The organism is Synechococcus sp. MIT S9503, from assembly GCF_047304175.1.
In the GTDB taxonomy this organism is placed as follows: domain Bacteria; phylum Cyanobacteriota; class Cyanobacteriia; order PCC-6307; family Cyanobiaceae; genus Synechococcus_C.
Genome location: NZ_CP138955.1, coordinates 238,132 through 258,169 on the forward strand (window position 1 = coordinate 238,132; position 20,038 = coordinate 258,169).

Annotated in this window: 29 protein-coding genes; 6 read left to right on the plus strand and 23 right to left on the minus strand. The window is 49.3% G+C overall.

Translation table 11 applies throughout. The annotated features are described in order from the left end of the window. Positions 1 to 531: 531 nt before the first annotated feature. Positions 532 to 663: a DUF1651 domain-containing protein gene (locus tag SIB56_RS01240; protein WP_413324768.1), complete on the minus strand. Its 132-nt coding sequence runs from the start codon at positions 661 to 663 to the stop codon at positions 532 to 534. A 423-nt stretch (positions 664 to 1,086) separates the two neighbouring features. On the opposite strand from SIB56_RS01240, the gene SIB56_RS01245 reads away from it, so the two are divergent. Then, entirely contained in the window at positions 1,087 to 1,233 is a 147-nt protein-coding gene (locus SIB56_RS01245) for a DUF3104 domain-containing protein (RefSeq protein ID WP_413327011.1), read from the plus strand. An 84-nt stretch (positions 1,234 to 1,317) separates the two neighbouring features. Here the strand turns inward: SIB56_RS01245 and SIB56_RS01250 are convergent, their stop codons facing one another. The 8 genes from SIB56_RS01250 to SIB56_RS01285 form a co-directional block, all read right to left on the minus strand. Further along, on the minus strand, positions 1,318 to 2,421 hold the full coding sequence (locus tag SIB56_RS01250; protein ID WP_413324769.1) for a phosphotransferase family protein: 1,104 nt from the start codon (positions 2,419 to 2,421) through the stop codon (positions 1,318 to 1,320). A gap of 528 nt (positions 2,422 to 2,949) precedes the next feature. Beyond that, on the minus strand, positions 2,950 to 3,369 hold the full coding sequence (locus SIB56_RS01255; protein ID WP_413324771.1) for a hypothetical protein: 420 nt from the start codon (positions 3,367 to 3,369) through the stop codon (positions 2,950 to 2,952). 126 nt (positions 3,370 to 3,495) lie between these two features. Then, positions 3,496 to 3,666, minus strand: coding sequence for a hypothetical protein (locus SIB56_RS01260; protein ID WP_413324773.1), 171 nt, complete (start codon positions 3,664 to 3,666; stop codon positions 3,496 to 3,498). A gap of 77 nt (positions 3,667 to 3,743) precedes the next feature. Beyond that, positions 3,744 to 3,980, minus strand: a complete 237-nt coding sequence (locus SIB56_RS01265; protein ID WP_413324775.1) for a hypothetical protein — start codon at positions 3,978 to 3,980, stop codon at positions 3,744 to 3,746. A gap of 3 nt (positions 3,981 to 3,983) precedes the next feature. Then, complete coding sequence (locus tag SIB56_RS01270; protein WP_413324777.1) at positions 3,984 to 4,295, minus strand: hypothetical protein; 312 nt, start codon at positions 4,293 to 4,295, stop codon at positions 3,984 to 3,986. Between the two features lie 476 nt (positions 4,296 to 4,771). Continuing rightward, positions 4,772 to 4,900: a hypothetical protein gene (locus SIB56_RS01275; protein ID WP_413324779.1), complete on the minus strand. Its 129-nt coding sequence runs from the start codon at positions 4,898 to 4,900 to the stop codon at positions 4,772 to 4,774. Between the two features lie 105 nt (positions 4,901 to 5,005). Further along, positions 5,006 to 5,167 (minus strand): hypothetical protein, encoded by a 162-nt coding sequence (locus SIB56_RS01280; protein WP_413324781.1) that lies wholly within the window; start codon positions 5,165 to 5,167, stop codon positions 5,006 to 5,008. A 1,217-nt stretch (positions 5,168 to 6,384) separates the two neighbouring features. Then, complete coding sequence (locus SIB56_RS01285) at positions 6,385 to 6,513, minus strand: hypothetical protein (RefSeq protein WP_413324783.1); 129 nt, start codon at positions 6,511 to 6,513, stop codon at positions 6,385 to 6,387. A gap of 351 nt (positions 6,514 to 6,864) precedes the next feature. Between SIB56_RS01285 and SIB56_RS01290 the strand changes: the two genes are divergently transcribed. Continuing rightward, the gene (locus SIB56_RS01290; protein ID WP_413324785.1) at positions 6,865 to 7,095 is read left to right on the plus strand and encodes a hypothetical protein; all 231 of its coding nucleotides are present in this window, start codon (positions 6,865 to 6,867) and stop codon (positions 7,093 to 7,095) included. Positions 7,096 to 8,179: 1,084 nt separating this feature from the next. On the opposite strand, the gene SIB56_RS01295 is transcribed toward SIB56_RS01290, so the two are convergent. Further along, positions 8,180 to 8,443: a DUF1651 domain-containing protein gene (locus tag SIB56_RS01295; protein WP_413324787.1), complete on the minus strand. Its 264-nt coding sequence runs from the start codon at positions 8,441 to 8,443 to the stop codon at positions 8,180 to 8,182. Between the two features lie 401 nt (positions 8,444 to 8,844). Further along, complete coding sequence (locus SIB56_RS01300; RefSeq protein WP_413324789.1) at positions 8,845 to 9,672, minus strand: hypothetical protein; 828 nt, start codon at positions 9,670 to 9,672, stop codon at positions 8,845 to 8,847. Between the two features lie 47 nt (positions 9,673 to 9,719). Between SIB56_RS01300 and SIB56_RS01305 the strand changes: the two genes are divergently transcribed. Continuing rightward, positions 9,720 to 10,580, plus strand: coding sequence for an NAD-dependent epimerase/dehydratase family protein (locus SIB56_RS01305; RefSeq protein WP_413324791.1), 861 nt, complete (start codon positions 9,720 to 9,722; stop codon positions 10,578 to 10,580). 20 nt (positions 10,581 to 10,600) lie between these two features. Here the strand turns inward: SIB56_RS01305 and SIB56_RS01310 are convergent, their stop codons facing one another. From SIB56_RS01310 to SIB56_RS01330, 5 genes are all read right to left on the minus strand, one after another. Then, on the minus strand, positions 10,601 to 10,801 hold the full coding sequence (locus tag SIB56_RS01310) for a hypothetical protein (protein ID WP_413324793.1): 201 nt from the start codon (positions 10,799 to 10,801) through the stop codon (positions 10,601 to 10,603). Continuing rightward, positions 10,794 to 11,108, minus strand: coding sequence for a hypothetical protein (locus tag SIB56_RS01315; RefSeq protein ID WP_413324794.1), 315 nt, complete (start codon positions 11,106 to 11,108; stop codon positions 10,794 to 10,796). Before SIB56_RS01315 ends, SIB56_RS01310 begins: the two co-directional genes overlap by 8 nt. Before the next feature lie 269 nt (positions 11,109 to 11,377). Further along, a complete protein-coding gene (locus tag SIB56_RS01320; RefSeq protein ID WP_413324795.1) occupies positions 11,378 to 11,656 on the minus strand; it encodes a DUF3764 family protein in 279 nt (92 codons plus the stop codon). A gap of 181 nt (positions 11,657 to 11,837) precedes the next feature. Next, the gene (locus SIB56_RS01325) at positions 11,838 to 12,083 is read right to left on the minus strand and encodes a DUF1651 domain-containing protein (protein WP_413324797.1); all 246 of its coding nucleotides are present in this window, start codon (positions 12,081 to 12,083) and stop codon (positions 11,838 to 11,840) included. A gap of 61 nt (positions 12,084 to 12,144) precedes the next feature. Beyond that, the gene (locus tag SIB56_RS01330) at positions 12,145 to 12,450 is read right to left on the minus strand and encodes a hypothetical protein (protein ID WP_413324799.1); all 306 of its coding nucleotides are present in this window, start codon (positions 12,448 to 12,450) and stop codon (positions 12,145 to 12,147) included. Positions 12,451 to 12,657: 207 nt separating this feature from the next. On the opposite strand from SIB56_RS01330, the gene SIB56_RS01335 reads away from it, so the two are divergent. The 3 genes from SIB56_RS01335 to SIB56_RS01345 all read left to right on the plus strand — a co-directional run bounded on the left by SIB56_RS01335 (position 12,658) and on the right by SIB56_RS01345 (position 15,428). Continuing rightward, positions 12,658 to 13,437 carry a hypothetical protein gene (locus SIB56_RS01335; protein ID WP_413324801.1) on the plus strand — a complete coding sequence of 260 codons (780 nt, stop codon included), beginning with the start codon at positions 12,658 to 12,660 and terminating at the stop codon, positions 13,435 to 13,437. A gap of 871 nt (positions 13,438 to 14,308) precedes the next feature. Next, positions 14,309 to 15,154: a DUF3598 family protein gene (locus SIB56_RS01340; RefSeq protein WP_413324803.1), complete on the plus strand. Its 846-nt coding sequence runs from the start codon at positions 14,309 to 14,311 to the stop codon at positions 15,152 to 15,154. A gap of 97 nt (positions 15,155 to 15,251) precedes the next feature. Further along, positions 15,252 to 15,428, plus strand: coding sequence for a hypothetical protein (locus SIB56_RS01345; RefSeq protein WP_413324805.1), 177 nt, complete (start codon positions 15,252 to 15,254; stop codon positions 15,426 to 15,428). A 122-nt stretch (positions 15,429 to 15,550) separates the two neighbouring features. Here SIB56_RS01345 and SIB56_RS01350 read toward each other — a convergent pair whose 3' ends face one another. From SIB56_RS01350 to SIB56_RS01380, 7 genes are all read right to left on the minus strand, one after another. Next, positions 15,551 to 16,261, minus strand: a complete 711-nt coding sequence (locus SIB56_RS01350; RefSeq protein WP_413324807.1) for a M66 family metalloprotease — start codon at positions 16,259 to 16,261, stop codon at positions 15,551 to 15,553. Between the two features lie 363 nt (positions 16,262 to 16,624). Then, a complete protein-coding gene (locus tag SIB56_RS01355; RefSeq protein ID WP_413324809.1) occupies positions 16,625 to 17,068 on the minus strand; it encodes a hypothetical protein in 444 nt (147 codons plus the stop codon). 469 nt (positions 17,069 to 17,537) lie between these two features. After that, the gene (locus SIB56_RS01360) at positions 17,538 to 17,708 is read right to left on the minus strand and encodes a DUF4278 domain-containing protein (protein WP_413324811.1); all 171 of its coding nucleotides are present in this window, start codon (positions 17,706 to 17,708) and stop codon (positions 17,538 to 17,540) included. Positions 17,709 to 18,206: 498 nt separating this feature from the next. Continuing rightward, a complete protein-coding gene (locus SIB56_RS01365) occupies positions 18,207 to 18,728 on the minus strand; it encodes a hypothetical protein (protein WP_413324813.1) in 522 nt (173 codons plus the stop codon). Next, positions 18,725 to 18,997 carry a hypothetical protein gene (locus SIB56_RS01370; RefSeq protein ID WP_413324815.1) on the minus strand — a complete coding sequence of 91 codons (273 nt, stop codon included), beginning with the start codon at positions 18,995 to 18,997 and terminating at the stop codon, positions 18,725 to 18,727. The genes SIB56_RS01365 and SIB56_RS01370 overlap by 4 nt, the downstream gene beginning before the upstream one ends. After that, on the minus strand, positions 18,978 to 19,268 hold the full coding sequence (locus SIB56_RS01375) for a hypothetical protein (RefSeq protein ID WP_413324817.1): 291 nt from the start codon (positions 19,266 to 19,268) through the stop codon (positions 18,978 to 18,980). The genes SIB56_RS01370 and SIB56_RS01375 overlap by 20 nt, the downstream gene beginning before the upstream one ends. After that, positions 19,210 to 19,551: a hypothetical protein gene (locus SIB56_RS01380; RefSeq protein ID WP_413327464.1), complete on the minus strand. Its 342-nt coding sequence runs from the start codon at positions 19,549 to 19,551 to the stop codon at positions 19,210 to 19,212. The genes SIB56_RS01375 and SIB56_RS01380 overlap by 59 nt, the downstream gene beginning before the upstream one ends. Between the last annotated feature and the right edge of the window lie 487 nt (positions 19,552 to 20,038).

Consider the following 20,038-nt stretch of genomic DNA (forward strand, 5'->3'; position numbering starts at 1 on the left):
CTCAGCCTCAACGGGCGAAGCCACGTAAAGCTCGGCATCATGCGCGGACCGACGCCTGATCCATGCTTCGCCGTATCTCCATTGGGCTGCTGGCTTATATAAGGTTTTTAGGTGATATTTATGCACTCCAAATGCATGTAATTGTTGTGAACAGTAAATACGCAATCTTGATATGCCTGGACCACAACTAAAGAGAAAAGCTAACCAGTACCCACCAACAGATCCCAGGCAAAGAAGCTGATCAAGAAGCCAAAGCAAATTCAGAGAAAGCTGGGTGAATCTTCCTAGCCATCAGCTCTTGTTAAATCACTTGAGGACTTTATGCGCGGTTCCGTCTCCGTCATACTTATCTGTGTTGTAAAAACCGTTTCTTGTGCCGAAGTACAGGGTGACTAACACAAAGGGTATGGAGCTATAAATTAGTACCGTGGCTAAAGTCATTTTAGATCTGTAGCTCCGTTAGATATCTCTACGTTAGATGCAGACCTTTTTGATGTCGAGGCTTGACTCGAGGTCGAACACTCAGCGGCCCTAGCAAGCCGCTTCTGAAATAGTCCAAACACAGTTCTTCAGTTGGAACCAAAGAGCAAAAGCGTCCTCGTATCGCATCTCTCTGTGGGTCTTCAGCAGTGCAGGCTCACCGTTGGGCATCAGTCTGCGCATGATTCCTGGCTTTGGTTGCTTGCGCCTGTTGCGGCTGAGAGGGTGCTGGCACGGGTTTAGTCGTACTCAGGGCAACATCCGGCCTGGTCTTGCCACGTAGGGCTCCAGTGGCGGCAGCGTTTGATCAAGTGATCGCCCTACTGGAGCTGCTGCTGCCTGAGGTTGCAGGCCACCATCGTTCGGCAGTGGCCACCCACGCTATAGGCGAAGTGTTAACAAGTCAGATAGATCCGGGCTCCTTTCCAGTTCTGAAGCTCCTGCTCGTCGACAAACTCCCGCTCCCCCACCGCACCTTTTTGCTGTAGTACAACCGCACTATGGCGGGATGGGGGGGTGGTCAAGCGAGTTTGGAAAAGCTTTCGGAATCACCCGATCGGGTGATGTGGTCACGGGGCTTTTGGGGGATCTTGAAGGAGCCCACCTCTGACAGGCAGTGCATGTTGCAGCGGTTCCTCACCACCGCTCCATGCATACCTGTTCCAGATCGCCGGTATGGATTCAGGCGTGATCTGCTGGGTCATTGCTGATTTGGTGACTTATATCCTGGCGATGTTTACAGGGAGACGCTAAAAGTCGATTAGGACATGAACGCTTATTCCAGTTTCATGTTAGCGAAGAGTTTATTCAGAAAAATCAGATCAATAATATTTGACCTTATTGACACAAGGTTTCTATTTTGTCTGTCGAATGTTCAAACTCCAGGGGCAACCCTGTTGCCCCTTCAATAAAGTCAATGAATTCACGCTGCGCTTGAGTGCTTTGAAATTGTTCTGGAATTTTATCTGCAAAACATAGCGCTTTCAATAACTCCAAAACACTAAAAGTCTTAATCAACTCGTTATCAACGGGCATGATTTTATTATAAGACTTAAGGACTTGTACGCGGTAGTTCTCGAGGAAATCCAGAGTAAGGTCTTTTATGACGTGGTGTGCATATAGCAAGCAGAGATTTACAATATGCGCCAGATCAGCTGCAGGGTCGGCGATTAAAAAACTCCAATCTAATACTCCCGTAACCATACCATCTTCAAACATTAAATTTCCAGCATGATAATCTCCATGAATGATTGATAGTTTGCCGCCAGCAAGCGGTAATCTATCGCGAAGCCAGTAGACATGCTCTGACGTCCAGGGATAATTTTCTTCGAAAATATTCAATTGGTTTTTCAAAACCGCTGGAGATAAAAAACGTTCCTCAGGAATTCCTGATTTCTTGAGTTCGTCAATAATTGGATTTACTTCTAAATCATGCATGCTGGCCATTGTTTTGCCTATTACATTCGTTTGAATTTCTGGCTCTTGTGCTGACAGCGTGCTTCCTGGCAGTAAATCCATTACAGCAAAACAGCCACCTAGAATAGATTTATCATGGCAGACATCATGAATTAGAGGAACATTTATTCCATGAATACTTAGAATCTTATAAACTGTTTGGAGGTGAACTAGCTCCTTTGCATCACGGGTCGACGGCAAAATACGCAGTACTCTCGACTGCTTTCCTTCAAGTTTATATTGGTAAATCCGAGAATCAAGTCCTCCCGTCAGGGGCGTAGGTGCTATCTCATAGGTTGTTGTATCTGTGCGCTCAGAGCGGAGATACGATAAAAACCTGGCACTTACATCAAAATTTTCCTTTCCCCACTCGCTGGTAGTTTGATTAGAAATTTCGGTGTCGTCCATGCGTTTATGATAATTTATTTTTAGCTTTTGTTTTGTCGGGAGATCGATAGCGCCACTCAACGCCCCCTGCTTTTCCATTCTGGTTTTGTATAGCTTTCAGCCGCTTCGCGATGGCTTCAGGCTTCCCGACAGAAATTGCAAATCAGAACCTGAGTTGGATTCCGAATCCAGGGTGACGATACCTATAGCCATAGCCGTAAGCAGGAATCACACGCGAATAGCCATACATTTCGCGGTTGTAAACCCTGCGAGCATGACGCCAATCGCGATTTTATTCTCTCCCAAAATGATTAAATTCTCGAACATCATGGTGGAAATCTCGGCGAATTCTTTTTAGCTCGTGATGACGGTGATGATGGTGATGGTTATTAGCTTCCGCAGCCGGTGGAGCAACAAACATTGAAGTGCCGACAACAGAAGCGACGGCAATGGAAGAGAAGAGTTTCATTTGTTTGATATGAGTGTGGAGGTCTTCCCTCCTGGACCTCTTCACCATCTCCGGAATCAATCAGATTCACATCACCCGATCAGGTGGTATCCCAGCCTCCTGACTCCCCTATGTGGGTAGATCCCGCTGGCTGGCTGCTGCAGCCGTTGAATCCTTGATCACCACCAACGATCAACTCGACCAACGGATGGGCGTCCTGGCTCACTGGGCACCGTCACCACCGATAACCGCTGCAGATCTCGGCGGTAATCAAAGCGGCAGAAGCCAACTCCCGTGCCGGAACAGGACGAAAGGCTTTCGAGCGCTACAGAGGACAAGCGCCGCTCCTCCGGCGTTGGCGTTTTTTCTGGCGCGGGGCGCCAGCCATTGGCGATCAGGTGGCGGTTCGCCTCAAGGATGGTCTGCCTGGCACTGAGCTTCGGCTCATGCTTAGGGGTTTTGGCAACGGTGTGTGCAGGCGCCGCCTCGGCTTGTTTCGGCAAGAGCGCTTTGGCTGTAAGAAACGCCACCGCACCCAGACCAGCACCAGAAAGAGTGCCTAAACAAACACCGCCTAACCCTTTGAAGAAAGTGTCCATTACTTGAGAACTCTCAATGGACACACCATCTCCGGGTTCAGCGTCTGACTTGATGACCCATCTCAACCAGGGCTGTGAGGTTGGTCACGCCCCCGTCAGATCGCCGGGAGGATGTGAGTCACCAGATCAGCGTTGACCTTTGGCGGCGCTGAAGCTGTCGATTGGCTGGAGCTGTACGGGCAGAAGTGATCCACCCGGATCAAAACGGGTCACCACCTGGGCGGGCACCGTTTCCAGCCACCTGACTCCTGCATGGTCTCCCAGGCTTCGATGGCGTTGAATTAGCCATGCAATCAAAACCCCGCTTACGGTAGCGAGGCATGAAGTTAAAGGTTTTCACGTAGACATTTTCATGACAAGATTGCTAGCAAGACTCAAATGAATTCCATTGATGCATTCAAGCTACCTGAACTGCCATCTAATATCTCAATACCACCAGAATCAATGGATGCAGTAATATTGTGATTTCCCCAATACGGGTGCGTGCCAATACCAAAAAAGGCAACAAGTTTACTATCGGCATTTCGAATTTCATAAAATGCCTGAGTCGTGGCGACGTATTCGTCGTAATTAGTCCCAGATATAATATCTTGAGAATATGTCTTGCTCAAATATCAATCATTTTGCTGAGCAGCCTCTCCATCGTTCAACACAGTTATCTTGTCGCCAATGTTCACAAAATCTGTTATAAAGTCAAATCCTTCATTTTTAAGATCAACGACAAATTCATCAGCGTCAGAGCCGCCAGTAACGATGTCCAGGCCATCTCCCATTTCAAAATAGTCAGAGCCATTAGAACCATGGGCATATTGATTGCCCGCCCCTGCGATGACCTTGTCATCCCCCCACCCAACATCTACTTTTTGCCAAATTTTCTCGTTTTTTTCGTAGCCATAAAATTCTGATATATCTACACCTTCGCTCATATAAACAATATCGTCGCCATCTTCGGTGACAAGCCATCCATTTCCTTTAAAATAAACAACATCATCTCCACCAGCGGTTTCCCAATAATTAGCCCACTTAGAGTCAATATCTAAAAACCAATCGGCAGGCTCTCCTGTTGAGGGATTGATTGATCCATCAGCATTGAAAGAGTCACTCCCTTCATATACAAAGTCAGCATTTTCTTTGTGAGACTGTTTTTGAGCCTCAAAAGCAGCCTGGTCTGCAGCAGCCTGGTCTTCTTCCGCTTTGTTTTTGGCTTCCTCTGCTTTTTTTTTTCAGATATTCAGAAATCCACGACGTACTTCTTTTTGAAGGATTTGCTTTCTAAATTGCGACTCTGGAAATATTGCTTGAGGAATTGAACGATTGCAAAGGAGTGAGAGTTTTTAAAAGTGCCATGAGTTCGTAAGCAGTGGAGGGTTGTTCCCTCTCGATGGACACACCATCTCCGGATTCAGCGGCTGACTCGATGACCGGCCTCATGCAGGGCTGTGAGGTTGGTCACAGGGTCATGCAATCGGATCGGGGATGGTGAATCCAGACAGGAGAACGCCATGGAACCGATCACCGCCACCGTCGTCATCGTTGCTCTTGTTGCACTGGCTTGCTGAGCATTACCACTTGGTCTGACAGCGTTTCCATCCGCCAGTGCTGACGCGCATACGAAAGGCTGCGTTGAGTAGCACCTTCAGAGCAGCCACCAGCCCAGCAGCAGGCCAATGACAACCCCTTTCACCCAGACAAGAGCCGCCATTTGATAGTTCGACAGACCCAGTTTTTTCTGAATCCAGTTGAACGCCTGCTCGTCAGCAAAGAACACGGCTCGGATAGGGCGGACGATCCAATCCATTGATCAAAAGCGTGAGGTCTTACTGGTAGCTGTCTCGGGAGTGCGAACGCAATGCTGCGGCGTTGTTCATGGGTGCTTAAGGGCACACCACCACCTAGGCGGACACCGTTTCCAACCGCCTGACTTCTGAATCGTTTCCCAGGCTTCGGGAGCAATGAAGTGCTTCATGCAATAAAAAGCGAAGATGTACAAGAATTTCAATTTATTGCTATAAAAACAATGTCTTTGCTCTTCGGCTTTGATTAAACATTCAGCTGTGCTGCATTTGGCAACATTGATTATTGCACCAATTTTGTTATCGATTTCATCTATTCAATCGCATGCTCAAGGCGTCATGGGGATCTGTATTTGGATTCAGGGAAATTTGCAACCTCGCAAACAATCTTGCACGATGCAGTATACAAATTCTGGGAGTCTTACGATAACCACATATAAACGTAATTATGTTTTCATGCCCTATAGTTCCAGAGGTGGCTTCAAGTATGGTAATAGGCTCTTTCAACTGCATGGAGCTTTAAATGCCGACTCTGCTGGTGAAACATCCTTTAGCCTGATTAGCACTGAGGCTAGTAAGCAATTCAGGAAACTAGAATTTCAATCAGATAAGCCATAAAAAGATGGATGCTTTAATAAGATTATCTAAAATCCGATTTGACCCGATGGCACAAAAATAAAGGCGCTAGGGAGTACATGAAATATTTGATTCTGAGTTTTCTGTCGATTGAAATGATGGATGAGCGTCCCAGTTTTTGTATATCCATCTAGTCCCATTGCTATCTGCGTAGATTCTCTTATGTATGATCCCATCCTCACCATTTCTTCCAACTCCAGAGAGAACCTCCTCCGTCTTTGGTCCTTTAGCTGAAAATTCAATAACAATCTTATTGCTTGAGTCCCTGATTCTTACAATCTCTGAACCGGGCTCTTGCATTTCAATAATTCTCAGACCGTAGCCTATTGACTTAGGTCCAATGCATCGCCAGGCAAAGTTTTTTGCTTGTGTCGGAATAAGCAGAATAGAGGCCGACACTGCACCCGTAAAAAAGAGTGAGTTAAATACTTTCATGCGTGAGAATTATTCTAAATTCACTCTAGCTTTCTACCTGGCTTGAAAATGCTTGCTGCGTAAGGCGGTAATAAGGTGTGTGAGTTGGGCTTAACATCTCTCGGGTAATCGGTTGACTACTACCGTGTAACGGTCTGGTCTCAACAACAACTCACTGGGCCTGGGCAGTCAGGTTGGCGTTGGTGAAGCTGCTGACCTTGCCTCCCTGATCGTTCAGCAACCAGCCGACACCGTTCTTCGGTGCATGACGATCAACAAGCGTGCGGTCCTTGTTTGGCATGCAGGTGGATTCTGAAGATTACCCGGGTCGAACAAGTTCAACGCAGGGCTGTTGGCATCAGCTTCAGTCTGGATCCGGTCTGCTCTCTAATGAATTGACGGCGACCATTGCTGCCACCTGGCTGCTTTATGGTCCTCCAGACTTCAATGGCGTGACACCTGAAAATGACTCTAATGAGGAGACTTCCCAACCTCGCAGCGGTCTTTTATCCCAATTGCCATCCATCCGATATGAAAGATCTATAGCGATACGATTCCGGTTCAGTGATTTTGCTGGCCCTGCTCGTGATATTTGTGAGCTGTTTAATCGCTTCGACGGAGCTAGCTTGACTAATATTGAATAAGGTTATTTATGGCTAACAACGGAAAATCGCTTGAATTGAAATTTGCTCTATACACACTAGCTGCAACAATTCTAGTCACGGCCTGGGCTTTTATTTGTAACTTTATCAATTCAACTTTTTCAATCACCAATCCTGCTGGGCAGATTGTCATCTCTTTGGCAGTTGGCTTCGTGATGTTTAAGTTATTCGCTCTTATTCGGGAAAAGGTTAAACAAAAATCTGATGATGCCAGCTTGTAAGCTGCTGGAATCATCAATATAGCGTTTAATATCTCCATCAGTCTTGGCCATGTAATGATTGATATCTATTTTATTTACTAAGAATATTTATTTATTAACCATGCGAAGATAATCAGGGCTATTAGTGACGGAATAAGGCCAATCCATTTTCCAGCATAGAATACAAAGAATATCAAAGCAAAGAGTATGATTACCCTGCCAGCAGCGGTCGACAAGAGCTTCTTCCATTTAATCTTTTTCCTGCTTTGGCAGTTCTTTGTCATAACTAGCCGAGATTGCACCTAACCCCTGCTAGCAACGGCGACCAACATGTACCGATACTTTTGAACCATGACAGATAGAAAGTATCACTCAGGTGAGGAGCAGCATTTCCACCCGCCTAACTGCAGCATCATTTCTCATGCCTCTGTTGCGTTGAATGAGACAAGCAATCAAAATCCCCACTCTCGAGAGCGGGGTGAAGTAATCGATTTTGATGCGCTTTTAAAATGAGAAATTCAGGCGCAGAGCTGGTTGATGCTGCCGAATCAAATGCACTGGAGCCACAAGGCGTCGACGAACTACTGGACGGACACGAACAGTCCTCCTGAAGACACACCGATCTTGTCGAGCTGAGTAGCGGTAGCGATAGCCGCAAGATTGATCTGCAGCCCATTGCTTTTGAGGGTTCCGAAAGACGTCACTTCTGCGAATACAGCGTTGCTGGCTATGCGAAAAGCGACCGCGAGGACCACAACCATCCAAGGCGTGGGCAGGAGCTGCCATGGCAAGCGTGGATGCTGTGCCAATTAAAGCGATCGAGGAAGCAGCGAGGATTTGTTTGGAGATCATGGTTGTGAAATGGTGTGTGAGGTCTGCGGTGGGTTTCTTTCCCGCTGATGCACATGCCATCTCCGGGTTCAGTGCCTGACTTGATGACCCATCTCATGCAGGGCTGTGAGGTTGCTCACAGGGTCTTTCGCTCGAAAGGGGGATTGTGGTTTCAAGCCATCTGATTGATGGTGAATTCAGACAGGAGAAACCCATGGAGCCCATTACCGCCACTGTCGTGATTGTTGCTCTTGTGGCACTGGCCTGCTGAGCGTCACCACCTGGGTTGACAGCGTTTCCACCCGCCGGTCTTGAGCATGGATTCCCAGGCTTCGATGGCGTTGTGGCGAAGCATCCGTCTGATGACGGACTGACCTTGACCAGACATTGCGCGCGTTTCGACTTCCACCCATTGGGCGTGTGCAGTGGGCATGTCATTGCGGAAGCAGCAGACCTTCCCTTGTTGGTCATTCACCAACCACCCGACACCGTTCTTCGGTGCATGGCGATCAACAAGTGGGTGGTCCTTGTTCGGCATATGGCCACTATGGCGGAACAGAAGATGATGCTTGAGGCGAAACAAGCTTTATGACTGATCCATGGCATCTTTTTTCATAATTAGCTTTTCTCAAAGTAGCTTTTTCACTCCTTATCTAAACTGGTCGATAATTTTTCGATGCTGAAGAACTTGGCGTCACCGCACATTTATCGCTTCTAAATACTTCTCTGTTAGTATTTTGCCTTCAATAATTGCATTCTGTGTATTTGGTTGATGATATCGGGAGCGTCCGCTAAGAATCATCTGCCATTTTCAAAATCACTGGCTGTACCGTTGATTTAAATCAATAGATTCTGTGACCTTGATCACGGTTATTAGCATTTAAAAACTCTTACTTCCAGAGTCGTCGAGTAATCGCTTCCGTCTAATGATAAAACACCTCATACCAATAAAGACTTTTTATGAGTACCAGTCAGGAATCGTCGGCGTTCCCAAGCTGAGAGTCGGCTGTTGGCATCAAACAAAATGCTGAGCTGCTGAAACAAGCCGACACCGAGTAGGCCGCCGATCTCCAGCTGAAAGGAACCTTCTGGCAGATATTCAGGCACCGAAAAAACCAGCCCTGCTTGCGTAACGGCTGTCCTTTCATGTCGCATGAATTGATCTGGAATAAAAACTGTCGGCTGAGGTGTACTTACTTGACCGATGCAACCAGGCTGCGGTCGGAACGTTTCAGCCACACCGGAGCAACCTTGAAGCGGTGCCAGCATCGCCTCGGCGGTCCTGAATGTAGGACGCTCTGGTTCGGGCGCTGGAGCCATTCGACAACGGAAACCAACGGTGCCCACCAATTGCAGCCGCCAACGCGTTCCAACCGGCTCCCAGATCAGCACCAGCATGGATCGCGACCGGCCATGAAAAAGGTTGATCTCGTGGCCGAAGCGACGGCGATCAGGATCCGGCGTAAGACTTGATTGCCCCCCAGCCCCCTGGAATTGCCAGCATCCGCCGCCAGTGTTGTAACTGCTGCGACTGATGTCATACCTGGCCTGGCCGCCCGGGGCGAAGAACAATCCTGAGCCATCCCAGACTCCGGTGTCGGGATCGCTGAAAGAGATGTCGTAGGTCGTTGGATCCATCACCCTGATCGGTGATGCGAGATCAAGCCAGTCGTCTGCATCACGACCGAACCATGCACCGCGCCCCTGCCAGCACCCCTGGAAGTTGAGCCGATTCAGCGTCCATTGATCCTTTATGTCTGTCTCCACCTCAGGCGCCCAGACTCTCTAAATTCAGCTCCATCCTCAACCCAATCATGGAGCTGACAATCGTTGGTTGCGGATACCTTGGCGAGGCAGTAGCGCGTCAGTTGCAAACGCGCCGACCGGCGCTCAACCTCACCTTGACCACCACTGTGACCGAACGGCATGCAGAGCTGACCGACCTGGCCGATCAGCTGCTGCTCTGTGATGCCACTGAACCTGCACAGCTGCTGGCTGCACTGCAGCACAGGCGCACAGCTGTGTTCTGTCTTGCCCCTAGAGGGAACCGACGAGTGAATGCTGATGGTTACCGCCAGACATTTCTTGAAAGTTTTCGCTGCCTGAGATCCCTGTTGCCTGATCTGCCTCACCTCCGCCAGATCATCTACACCGGCAGTAGTTCTGTCTATGGCGACGCCGACGGCGACTGGGTGGATGAATCGACCGCTCCTGCTGCTGAAACTGAGCATGGTGCGGTCTTGCTGGAAAGTGAACGGCTGCTCACCGAGATGGGGGGATGCAAAAGGCGGGTGTGCATCCTCAGACTCGCCGCCCTGCATGGTCCAGGACGTGAGCTTGATGATCGGCTCAAAGGGTTAGCAGGCAGGGAGCGCACTGGAGACGGACGCTCATTCAGCAACTGGGTTCATGTACATGATGCCGCCGGTGCCTTGATCGCTGCCATGGATGGTGCCTGGAGCGGCATTGTGAATGTGGTGAACGATGAACCGATTCGGATGCGCAATCTGGTGGATCGCAGTCTTGAGCGCCAACAACTGGAACCGGTGCACTGGAGCGGCGGGCCAGAGACCTCTGGTAACGGACGCCGCATCCGTAACAACAGGCTCAAGGCCCTCGGATACCGGCTGCAGTATCCGATGCTGGATGGGGGTAGAGCGGAGTGTCTCCTTTGATCCAAGCGCCCTGATCAGGTTCATTTGTTGGCCAGCATCAGACCACTGAGATGCTGCATCGTTTCACGCATGCTGTTGCGGCTGAGTTCAGCAAAGACAGGTTGCTGCATGTCGGGCAGCTCTGGGACGAGGGTGAGAGTGTGTGTGATGCAGGTGCCATCAGATGCGGAGGCGAATGTCCAGCTGCCATTGAGTTTGCGAATGCGATCGTCTTCAAGCATGTGAAATCTGATTGCCGTTTTGGTTTTTTTCCGCAGCTAGAAGTGCGCTGACCGTCAAGCAAAAGGTGTCAGGCACTTGATGAATCTGTCGTATGCGAATGAGATTGCCTTGACGACTCAGAATCTGCACCCTGCTGATATCTGGCATCGCTTTTCCGGTGCCGACGTAGTTCGTGAATACTGTCAAAGCATGAGACTGCGACTCGGGCAGTTTCATGACAGCGGAGCACGTATTGCCCGTTTGATGGATTTTGACTGACGCTGCTTTCGCTTCATCCGCCTGCGCTGCGGGCAGTTGAACCAGCATGATCACCAGCTCTAGCAATGTTGATCTCAGTTGGAGTTGGGTTGTAATAGCAGCGATTAGAGCAACGAATTGAAGAAGAATGTTTTTTTTAAGCGTGCCGCGAGGTCACTCCATCAGCATATTTAATCCGCTGGATAGGAAACAATGTTGTCGCGTACTCTAATTGTTTCAAGTCTTGCTCAACGCACAAATATTGTCATGATTTTTCTTCGATTAACCGGCAAAATAACTTGCACCAATCACGTCTTCTGAGTGCGGGATTTTTGGCCTCAAGCAAGCCAGCGGGTAATGACAGTGCCTTCGTAAATATGTCCAGACGCTTCGACAATTGGCTTGGTTTCTGGGTTCACAAAGATGTCATAGAGGACGTTTTCGGGTCCCTGAAAAATAACTGCCGCTCTAGATGGGTCGTCTTTAGAAACTCCGATATAAAAGACTTTTACTCCCATCTGAGCAAACATTGCTTGTTGCTCGGGCGCATTCATATAGGAGTGATATTCTTCAAAAGTATTGCTCAGCTTGAAGTCAAGAACAGTCGTCTCGGTCATGGGTTCGTGCAGAGCGCCAAACTCAAGCACTTCTAGCGACTCTCTGGAGCTCTCGGCAAGATGTTCGTCACAAGGTCAGTGCTCACCAGGAGGATCACCCCGATGTCGACGCCTGCAAACTGGAAGAGGTTTTGCATGGTTTGGGTTGTTGCAGCCTCAGACTCAACTGCAGATGTGGCAATCAAGGCTCCAGATCAGATCCCCACGCGGGCTCTGCCACGGTCCATCCAAGACTTTTCAGCTGAAACCAAAGAGACGCCGCGTCTTCATATCTCATCTCCCTGCGTGTTTTGAGCAGTGCAGGGCCGTCTGGTATGGGTCTGCCGTGGTCAACGAACACCCTTTTGTTCTTCATGCAGGTCTTTGACGGATCCCTGTGGAACCGTGCAAGCCAATACCCCTTTGGATCTGCGAGCCAACCGTCCATTTCGCCGCCCCATGCTTTAGGTACGCTTGTACTAGCGTTAAACGGCTGCTCGGGTCAAGTGCTATTTGATAAAGATATCTCCGCAGTCTTGTTTCAGCGAATCATAGGCTTTGATGACATCTTTTTTGAATTCGGTTAAATCTGAATCTTTCTCTATTCCTTCAAGCATGCCTTGCATGTATTCCACTGCAATTTGTTTGGAAATGAATCCTCCTCTGGCGAGCTCGCAAACAGTCGCACCTCCTCCAGTAAAAAATCCAAACCAAAAGGAGCTTGGATCGTAAGCGCTTTCGGCCTTGGCAGAGGATGCTGCTAGAAAAAGACCGCCTATCAGGGCAATGGCTTTCTTGGATCGTTTTTTAATCATTTCACTGTAGGATGAAGATTTTATATCACAGTAATAATAGTCACTTAAAAGATGTTGTCTCCCCTGATTTCCTGTCAATAGATAGGGGGTCTTAAACCACCAATGATCTACTTACTACCAAACCTCCCTCCTCTTGGTCATCCCTATCCCACATGCTCCTGCGTGCCTTGAGGTGTGCTGGCTGACCAACGGTATCTTGACATTGACATGAATCGCTATGAAGCACAATCATCGAACAGAACAGCATTAGTTCTTTTTATGCAATCAGTGGAGTCCACTCAATCGGTGATTGCCTTCGCCGACCACATCACAACCGTTCTCAATATTGAGGAACTGAGGTTGATCAGCAAGGCACTATTTGATACCGGGCTACCGGTGGGCTGGCCGCTCTCTGAACAACCAGGTTTCTCAACAGCAGGTATCCGACTCGGCAATCTAAACCTCGAACTCTGTGCAGTGGATCGCCAGCAGATTGCACTCGACGACTGGTTGACCTTTGAGCCAACGAATCTCAAGAATCTTGAAAGCGAGCTTGTGTCGCGTGGAATCGCTCACGATCCCTTTGATGAGGTTGTCATTCACGGGCATCCGATTTACACACGCGTTGGATTGCCAGCCTTGAGCGTTGGAAAAACAGCGTTTCAGCTTTGCCACACTTTTTTTCCCACGCGAATGAGTGGCCCGATTGCCCCAAAAAATACTGCCGGCATTCAATCAGTGAACCAAATCATCGTAGGAATGAATGACGTTTATCGGCAGATAATGCGCAGTCTTTTAGTTCCCAAGTCATGTGCTGAATCGATCAACTTTCCAGAAGGTCCTGACCTTGTTGTAGTGCCCGCGCAGCATCTGGAGATCAAAAGACTTGAGGTTCGCGCTGAAAATGCCGGCACTGCAGTCAAGATCCTGACAGCAGCAGGAATGTCTCGTGTTGATGAACGCATGGTTCAAGTCGGTTCACTCAAACTTTCCTTGAGCGATTCATGACTGCAGTACAGATTGTAAGTGGTCGCTAGATATCCCTTCCCAAGGGTGATCTATTGGACCTCCAACCTATAAATCCATTGCAAATAATGATTTGTTTGGATGCTCCAGATGCCCCATCCTTCAATTCTTGCCTGGCTTCTCCTCAGCCTGAAAGTCTTGGTGGATGATCACCGTCATGCCTGCAGTCACCTCAAAGAACACCGGTCTTTCTGATATAGGCGAGCTGCAAACCCCGTGATTGACCGGCATCTCTGCATGTCAGTGCATCAGTACAGGTAATGAAAATAAAGAACTGCTGAAGCTCTCTGGAATTCAGGTCTTGGGTGAGCGACCATCCAAATAATTGCATTCAGGTCAATGACTAAGAATCCCATCAAGGTACTAGTTGGCGTAGATCGTGATGCCTATTTCTGGATTAAGAGGAAGTTGGGCCTAGGCGAGTACCAAATGGGGGCCCTTGTTTGGCTTTCGGGACTAATCATTGGGATTCTTTTTGGTATATGGATTGGCTGAATCAGTATTGATAAGTCAATCAGAAGTTACTTGAGGCGTGTGGTGGAAGAAGTTAAAGCTTTGATTTATAAAAAAATATTTTCACGAAGTATTGACTTGAGCTTTGATCATCACTCTAAACCTTGCCTTGGTTTGGGGTGATTTGTGTGAAATGTATGGAGAAACTGGATTTTACATAAAATGATCATGGATGAGACAGCTACCTCGTAGCAGTTGCGATCAACTTTGACTGCTTGTCAAGAATCTTGCTGGCTTTTCTGAACCGGCAGGATTGGAAGCATATTTGAGGTGATGCGAGCACTGCATGTTGCGTTGGTCAATGGTTTTCGGACCTTGTGCGTTCTTCTTCAGCGTCGCCTTGGTCGAGCCAAGCTGGAGTCAGGTCATGGTGCCAGCGCTGCAACAGGTCATCCCTGTCGAAACGCGTTCTGACCAAAACTGGCATGCGTTCTGGCGGCATCATCTTGGTGATTGGAGAGGCCGCTGGACCCGCTATACCCCCTCCGGCGAAGTCAAGGAGACCTTCGTCAGCTCACGTTTGTTTACTTCAAACGCAATCAAAACAGAAGTTGTTCAAGAAAACCAATACCGCTATCCAGATGGGCGTTTCACCCGACAAGAGTGGAATTACAACATCGAAGAGCACAGTCAGGCTGACGGGTTCGCCCATCCCGCCAGCGAATCCATGCGCGGTTTTGCCTTAGACAACGGCTCAGCTGCCTGGTTGATACCTATCCTTCAAGCCAACCAGCTCGCACCATTCGAACTCTTTCTAAAGCGTGGAGAGATCCGACATAGCGTCGGAGTGATTTATGGAAAAGACGGTGAGTTAATGCGCACCGCAAGTATCCGCGAGCAACGTGGTAGCCATCAGCCGAAAAGCTGGAGCGACAGCGTGATCCAAGAGGAGCCCTGGAATCCCGCTGGTCGATGGAAAGGAGAGCAGCGTCAGATTCACCCCGATCTGTCCCGTGTTGTCCTGCATCGCTCCGTTTGGCAGTGGGAGGATAGGAAGCATTCCAACCACTTCTTTCCAGATCGAATCATCTTGCGCTGTCCTGCACGGCTTGTCCCAGGCCGGTCCTTTTTCATTCGTGTGATCTGGCTGGTGGATGAGGGTGAGCTTCAGACGATCACGGCTAACTACGACAGCAAGGCCCAATTAATTGCTGTGACGCACCAAGTGCTTAAGCCGGAAAGCTGATCTCGGCAGTCGTGCGACACAAGTCTGACTCGGTTGGCAGTAATGGGCTGATGCTTCCCAAAACAACACATAGACCAGCTCCTTCGAAAGCAGGGCAATGGCAGAGGCGGAGATGCTGGGAATGGTTCTGATGACTCAGTTGTACACCAATGCATCACTGCAAACTCAGTCTGAGAACGATGCTGCAGAGCAACGCTTCCATCCATCTGAACTCTGCATGGCCTCGCAGGCTTCGCTTGAGTTGTGGCTGAGCATCAGTCTGCTGATCGACTGACTACTCCCAAGTAAGGCCTATTTTTACGACCACTCACTTCGCAGCCTGGGATGCCATGTCATTAAAAATAATGAGGCACTATCTGATGGTTCTGTTGTCGCCTTGATCAAGCCATCCTTCGCTCATTCAGAACCCCAGATTCTCTGCAGTACAGCAATGTCATAGTCAGTAAAAAAGCTGGGCGGACGTCCTGGCCTTGGTTTGTAAGCCATCACTGTGATCCCTGCATGCGCAGAGGCATTTGAAAATGGCTGGTTGTCATAGAGACAATCTCCATCTACATCTGAAAAAGGATGTTCAAGGCCAAGAGCATGGCCAAACTCATGCAGAAATAACCACACCGGATCTTCTTGACCTGTAGCTATTCCTCGACATCCGTTCAAGATCATGATGTATTGGATTCCCTCGGCGTTTTGAGCAAGAGCCCCCTCTTTTTCGTCGTTCTTATCGCAGTATCCAACAATGATTAAATCTGCATCTTGGGCACTTTGCACCTCCCTAAAATCAAGACTGATTAAACGATCAGTGGCTTCAATTAACTCTATACCTAAAGCTTTTTCGTCGTCATAGAAAGGATCAGACTCGATAATTTGCCAAGGCGATCCGGGGAGAATTTCACCCTTGGCATTTCCGTAAATAACTCGATAGCGGCGTCGCTGCATTTCAAAGAAGTAGCTAATCGATGTGCGTCCTCCAAGGAACTCTTGGTCGGCTGCATTCCACGGAGCAGTAAGAGCCCGAGCTGTGGGTTGGTTGTCGCAATATTCAGCAAGAGCTGTTAGGGGCTCTGCCAACAAAAAGCAAGCTGCTGTGAATAAAAACCATCTCTTCATGATAAAGCTTGGTCAGATTCCTTGATAAGAAGAAAGCGGTATCCAAATGGACGCTTATTACACGAAGCGTGAAAAATTTCTAAGCTGAGCACATTTAACTGGTGTTCTATGTTCAAACTGTAGTGCATCCTCTCCTGCCTGCTCATGTGTCATTATAAATCTCTTTCCGGATTACGGTGATTAAAAAGTAAGAGGTTTTTATTTGGCATCTTGACGAGATTGAGAAATGGCGGTTGCCGTACAAAAACGGCTTTACGACTTGTGAAGTGGTGATAGCATAAATTTGTATAGCAGTTATGAGGATTGACTGCCATTAATACAATCGGTCGCTTTTAAGTGTCAATTCGATTTCGATTGATCTTTTCAATAATACGTCTGCTCGTAAAGGTCTATGCGAAGCAGTTCGTCGATGGCTGAGAGGTTGATCGGTGCAATCAGATCAGCGCTGGCCCTCACCTGGCAGTGATACGGACCTCTTCGCTCAGGGCCGTGCCTCAGATCCAGCTGAGGTGAAGACAATCGGGTCAAGGTCACATTCAGCCATGGCTGCCCCTTCAGCAATGTGATTGAATTTGTCTCCTCGGACTGAAGCTGGGTCATCAAGATGTCGCCGTAGTTGAGTTTAACTAACGGTTCACCTCCATCAAAAGGTCTGCAATTAAGACCCTCGGGATCACGATCAACGACCAACCAGAACCTCTGTTGGTAGAAGCCTCTGTTTCCCCTGACCTTTGTCGTCTGAAAGTCTCCATTCATATCCATTCTCGGAACATCGGCACGCTGGGCCAGTGCTGCAGTGGTGCACATACCCCCAAATAAAACCAGAGCCAGCCACCCCGATAGCTGACCTGATGACCATTGTCTAAACGCCATAGCTTTTGCATTCAGTTAGACACACCATCCTTAGGTTGAGTGTCTGACTTGATGACGTGCCTCACCTTACACAGTGACCTTAATCACAGGGTCTTCACCACCCCGGGATCCTTTGGCGTAAAGACAATGTCTACAAAGTCAAGAGTTTTATCGCTTGCTCTCCATAGATGTACTAAGAGGCAACATCCAACAGTTCGAAAAATGGTCTTGGAATGCATCAATCAGACGCTTTATTGCCTACTTCATTACTCGGTAACAGTTGAATCGATTTGTGTAGATGTGAATTAAGCCGCCATCCCAATGGGAATGGCGGCCTGGTTACCTCTGGATCTATACGCTCCATCAGCTGTTGGATTTTGCAGATGTGAGGCATGCCAAGGGAGGCTTTGCCCCAACTGGGGGATCACCTGGTGTAGGAGACACCGCGATAAGTCAGCTGAGCGTTGAGGTCTCGCGCTGCCTTTTTGCGGCGCGCGTTGTAGTGCTCGCGCCGATAAGTGAGTTCCACACTTTGCTTTTGAACAGCATCGTGATGTGGGGTGTACGTCTGACCTCTGTAGATGAGAGCCGTCATTGATGGTTCCTCGAAGCAAGTTCAGGTCCCCGTTCCTTGGCCTGAATCGAACTGCGCCTCTTCGAAAAGAGGTGAACGTGCTTGTAGATGTGTCTACATCATTGTTATAGGGCAAGTGTCATTGCCTTGGTTGTTCAGGCGGATACAAAACTCTTCTCCTGATCACAAGGCTGGGATGTCGGCTCGTCTGATCAGAGATGGGGATAAGCGTTTGCCAGCCCCCAGATCGCCAAAGCTGTGATGCAGGCAAAGGTCATTGCGGCCCAGGCTGCGGTGGTTGAACTGGAGCTTTTTGAGAGTGGAAGCTGAATTTTGCGTGCCATAACGCAGCAGTTGATTCATCTCTGTGATGGCTCAACCTCGCAATGATGGCCACTGATATCAGTGAGTCCTCACCATGTGCTCCCATAACTGAGATCATTTGTTTGCGAACTCGATTCGCAAACAAATGGTGGGTAACATTCTCGCCTTGTTTTGTGAGTCTGGACAGCTGCGTGTTCAGCTCAGAATCACCTTCAAGGGTTTGCTGAGTGGCAACGTTTCGTGGTCATTTTTGTAGGTATCTGCCAGTTCCAGATTGAAAAACAAAGCTGATTTGGCCGGGAAATAGGGGCCTGCATGCCAGGTGCCAATGTGTAATTTGAGTCCTTCACCCGGCATGACCTTCAGCAACCAAGCTGCATCAGCATTCAGGGTGGGACCCTTCGTATCAGGTGGCGCCAGGAGCATCCAGAAGGGCAGCCCCTCAGCGGAGCTAAGGCACTGGGTTGATTGCAGATGACGCGTCATTGCTGCAATAGAAGGCGGCCTATGTGGCAGTCGCATTACGAAGTAGCGGAGCTTCCCAGGCCCAAACCTCAGGTCTGCTGACTCCTCACCAGGAGGCGTCATGTCCTCCGTCTCACGCAGGCCGGTGCCGCAGGCTTTCAGTCGGGGATCCAGAAGAGACCTTGCCTGCAGAGGGGGATGACTGATCAAAGAGGCAGCTGCACCTCCTTCAATTTTGCGTTGCGACGTCACTCGCGACTCCTATCTTGTGTCACTGCTGAGTAGGGCTGATTGCAGCGTTGGTGAGCACGACCAGCTTCAAGTCGTCCTGGCTCTTGCTGCCACGGTTGCACGGGATCGGCATCTGCTTTTGTTGGGTTGTCAGCTGCTGTCTGGGTGCCGTGGTTCTGCTTGAGCGATGCCTGGTGAATGCCTCCTGGAACCTCAGCAGAGAAAAGCCCCACTCCATAGAGCAGGGCTTTGGTGTGTGGGTTCAGATCATCAGCGACAACCACAGCCATGGCCATCGGCACATGGTTCACAGCAGAAGGCTTTGCCGTCGCGCATCACAGCTTTTGTGACCTCGACGCTGCACTGGCAGTCGGTGTTGCACTGGCACTTGATGAGATCCGTATTCATGGTGGATACCGGGATGGAACAGTTCCTTTCTATGCCTGGTGAACGCCTTTCGACAGGGGGAGGACCGACCATCGAGGTACGGTTTAACGTGCGCTTATGCGTAGCCGAAATAGTTTGAAGCCACCCCAGCTTGAGCCAGCCATAACTGGCCATGAGCGCGCTTTGCGACCTGCCGCAAAGCACCACCGTGTATTAACCAGAACGCCGTGGCATGACGCTGAGGGATGGTGGAAGCTCGCATCATCAGGCCGACTCTGGTGGGCTCCCCCTGGTGCCCGTCGCTGGCGCTGGACGCCATGGTTCGTCGCTGACGATCAGCTCTGGCACTCCGGCAGAAACGCCAGTTCGGAAGAAACGGAATCGCTTCTGAAGCTATTGGCTGATGGTCGCCAGAGGCAGCTGAATGATCGGCTCGAACGACGTGCTGCTGATGCACGCCGTCGAAGGGCTCTGAAGCCAGCTCATCCGCCGAAACAGTGCTGTTGCTGTGGCTGCACGTTCACGCCGAAGCGTACGGATGCCAGGTGCTGCTCTGGACGCTGCCGGGCAAAGCTCAGCCGAGCAAAGGCGTCAGAGGCTTGCTGCGGGGATGATTGCAATGAACATCAACCCAATTGACTGAGCCCTTAGGCCGATAAGTGATCAATCAACTGTGAGGATTTTTACGCAGAGGGTTCAGCAACATTTCTGAATCTCTTTGGCCGCTATTTCCAGTGTGCGGCGTTCATCTTGATCAAGTGGATGCGGGCAAACCTGACTCCAGCCATTGACCCCAAGGAAAAATGGCACGCTATGTCAATCCAACGATTCGCCCTGATGACGCCAGCCTGAACACATATTCCTCTGCCCATTTGCTTTCAAGTGAGATGGCTAGATGGAGTTGATGCACTGGTGATTTTTCCTTAGGGTTGGGAAACGGCTGG

What these genes read in the sequence shown, in the direction of transcription:
- SIB56_RS01240 (WP_413324768.1), bottom strand. Translation starts at nt 663, where the DNA reads ATGCGCAGACTGATGCCCAACGGTGAGCCTGCACTGCTGAAGACCCAC.
- SIB56_RS01295 (WP_413324787.1), bottom strand. Translation starts at nt 8,443, where the DNA reads ATGCCGAACAAGGACCACCCACTTGTTGATCGCCATGCACCGAAGAAC.
- SIB56_RS01250 (WP_413324769.1), bottom strand. Translation starts at nt 2,421, where the DNA reads ATGGAAAAGCAGGGGGCGTTGAGTGGCGCTATCGATCTCCCGACAAAA.
- SIB56_RS01290 (WP_413324785.1), top strand. Translation starts at nt 6,865, where the DNA reads ATGGCTAACAACGGAAAATCGCTTGAATTGAAATTTGCTCTATACACA.
- SIB56_RS01310 (WP_413324793.1), bottom strand. Translation starts at nt 10,801, where the DNA reads ATGCTTGAAGACGATCGCATTCGCAAACTCAATGGCAGCTGGACATTC.
- SIB56_RS01335 (WP_413324801.1), top strand. Translation starts at nt 12,658, where the DNA reads ATGAATCGCTATGAAGCACAATCATCGAACAGAACAGCATTAGTTCTT.
- SIB56_RS01275 (WP_413324779.1), bottom strand. Translation starts at nt 4,900, where the DNA reads ATGACGACGGTGGCGGTGATCGGTTCCATGGCGTTCTCCTGTCTGGAT.
- SIB56_RS01350 (WP_413324807.1), bottom strand. Translation starts at nt 16,261, where the DNA reads ATGAAGAGATGGTTTTTATTCACAGCAGCTTGCTTTTTGTTGGCAGAG.
- SIB56_RS01345 (WP_413324805.1), top strand. Translation starts at nt 15,252, where the DNA reads ATGGCAGAGGCGGAGATGCTGGGAATGGTTCTGATGACTCAGTTGTAC.
- SIB56_RS01285 (WP_413324783.1), bottom strand. Translation starts at nt 6,513, where the DNA reads ATGCCAAACAAGGACCGCACGCTTGTTGATCGTCATGCACCGAAGAAC.
- SIB56_RS01330 (WP_413324799.1), bottom strand. Translation starts at nt 12,450, where the DNA reads ATGATTAAAAAACGATCCAAGAAAGCCATTGCCCTGATAGGCGGTCTT.
- SIB56_RS01320 (WP_413324795.1), bottom strand. Translation starts at nt 11,656, where the DNA reads ATGACCGAGACGACTGTTCTTGACTTCAAGCTGAGCAATACTTTTGAA.
- SIB56_RS01255 (WP_413324771.1), bottom strand. Translation starts at nt 3,369, where the DNA reads ATGGACACTTTCTTCAAAGGGTTAGGCGGTGTTTGTTTAGGCACTCTT.
- SIB56_RS01370 (WP_413324815.1), bottom strand. Translation starts at nt 18,997, where the DNA reads ATGGCTGTGGTTGTCGCTGATGATCTGAACCCACACACCAAAGCCCTG.
- SIB56_RS01355 (WP_413324809.1), bottom strand. Translation starts at nt 17,068, where the DNA reads ATGTGCACCACTGCAGCACTGGCCCAGCGTGCCGATGTTCCGAGAATG.
- SIB56_RS01315 (WP_413324794.1), bottom strand. Translation starts at nt 11,108, where the DNA reads ATGCTGGTTCAACTGCCCGCAGCGCAGGCGGATGAAGCGAAAGCAGCG.
- SIB56_RS01325 (WP_413324797.1), bottom strand. Translation starts at nt 12,083, where the DNA reads ATGGACGGTTGGCTCGCAGATCCAAAGGGGTATTGGCTTGCACGGTTC.
- SIB56_RS01270 (WP_413324777.1), bottom strand. Translation starts at nt 4,295, where the DNA reads ATGAGCGAAGGTGTAGATATATCAGAATTTTATGGCTACGAAAAAAAC.
- SIB56_RS01375 (WP_413324817.1), bottom strand. Translation starts at nt 19,268, where the DNA reads ATGGCCAGTTATGGCTGGCTCAAGCTGGGGTGGCTTCAAACTATTTCG.
- SIB56_RS01360 (WP_413324811.1), bottom strand. Translation starts at nt 17,708, where the DNA reads ATGACGGCTCTCATCTACAGAGGTCAGACGTACACCCCACATCACGAT.
- SIB56_RS01305 (WP_413324791.1), top strand. Translation starts at nt 9,720, where the DNA reads ATGGAGCTGACAATCGTTGGTTGCGGATACCTTGGCGAGGCAGTAGCG.
- SIB56_RS01280 (WP_413324781.1), bottom strand. Translation starts at nt 5,167, where the DNA reads ATGGATTGGATCGTCCGCCCTATCCGAGCCGTGTTCTTTGCTGACGAG.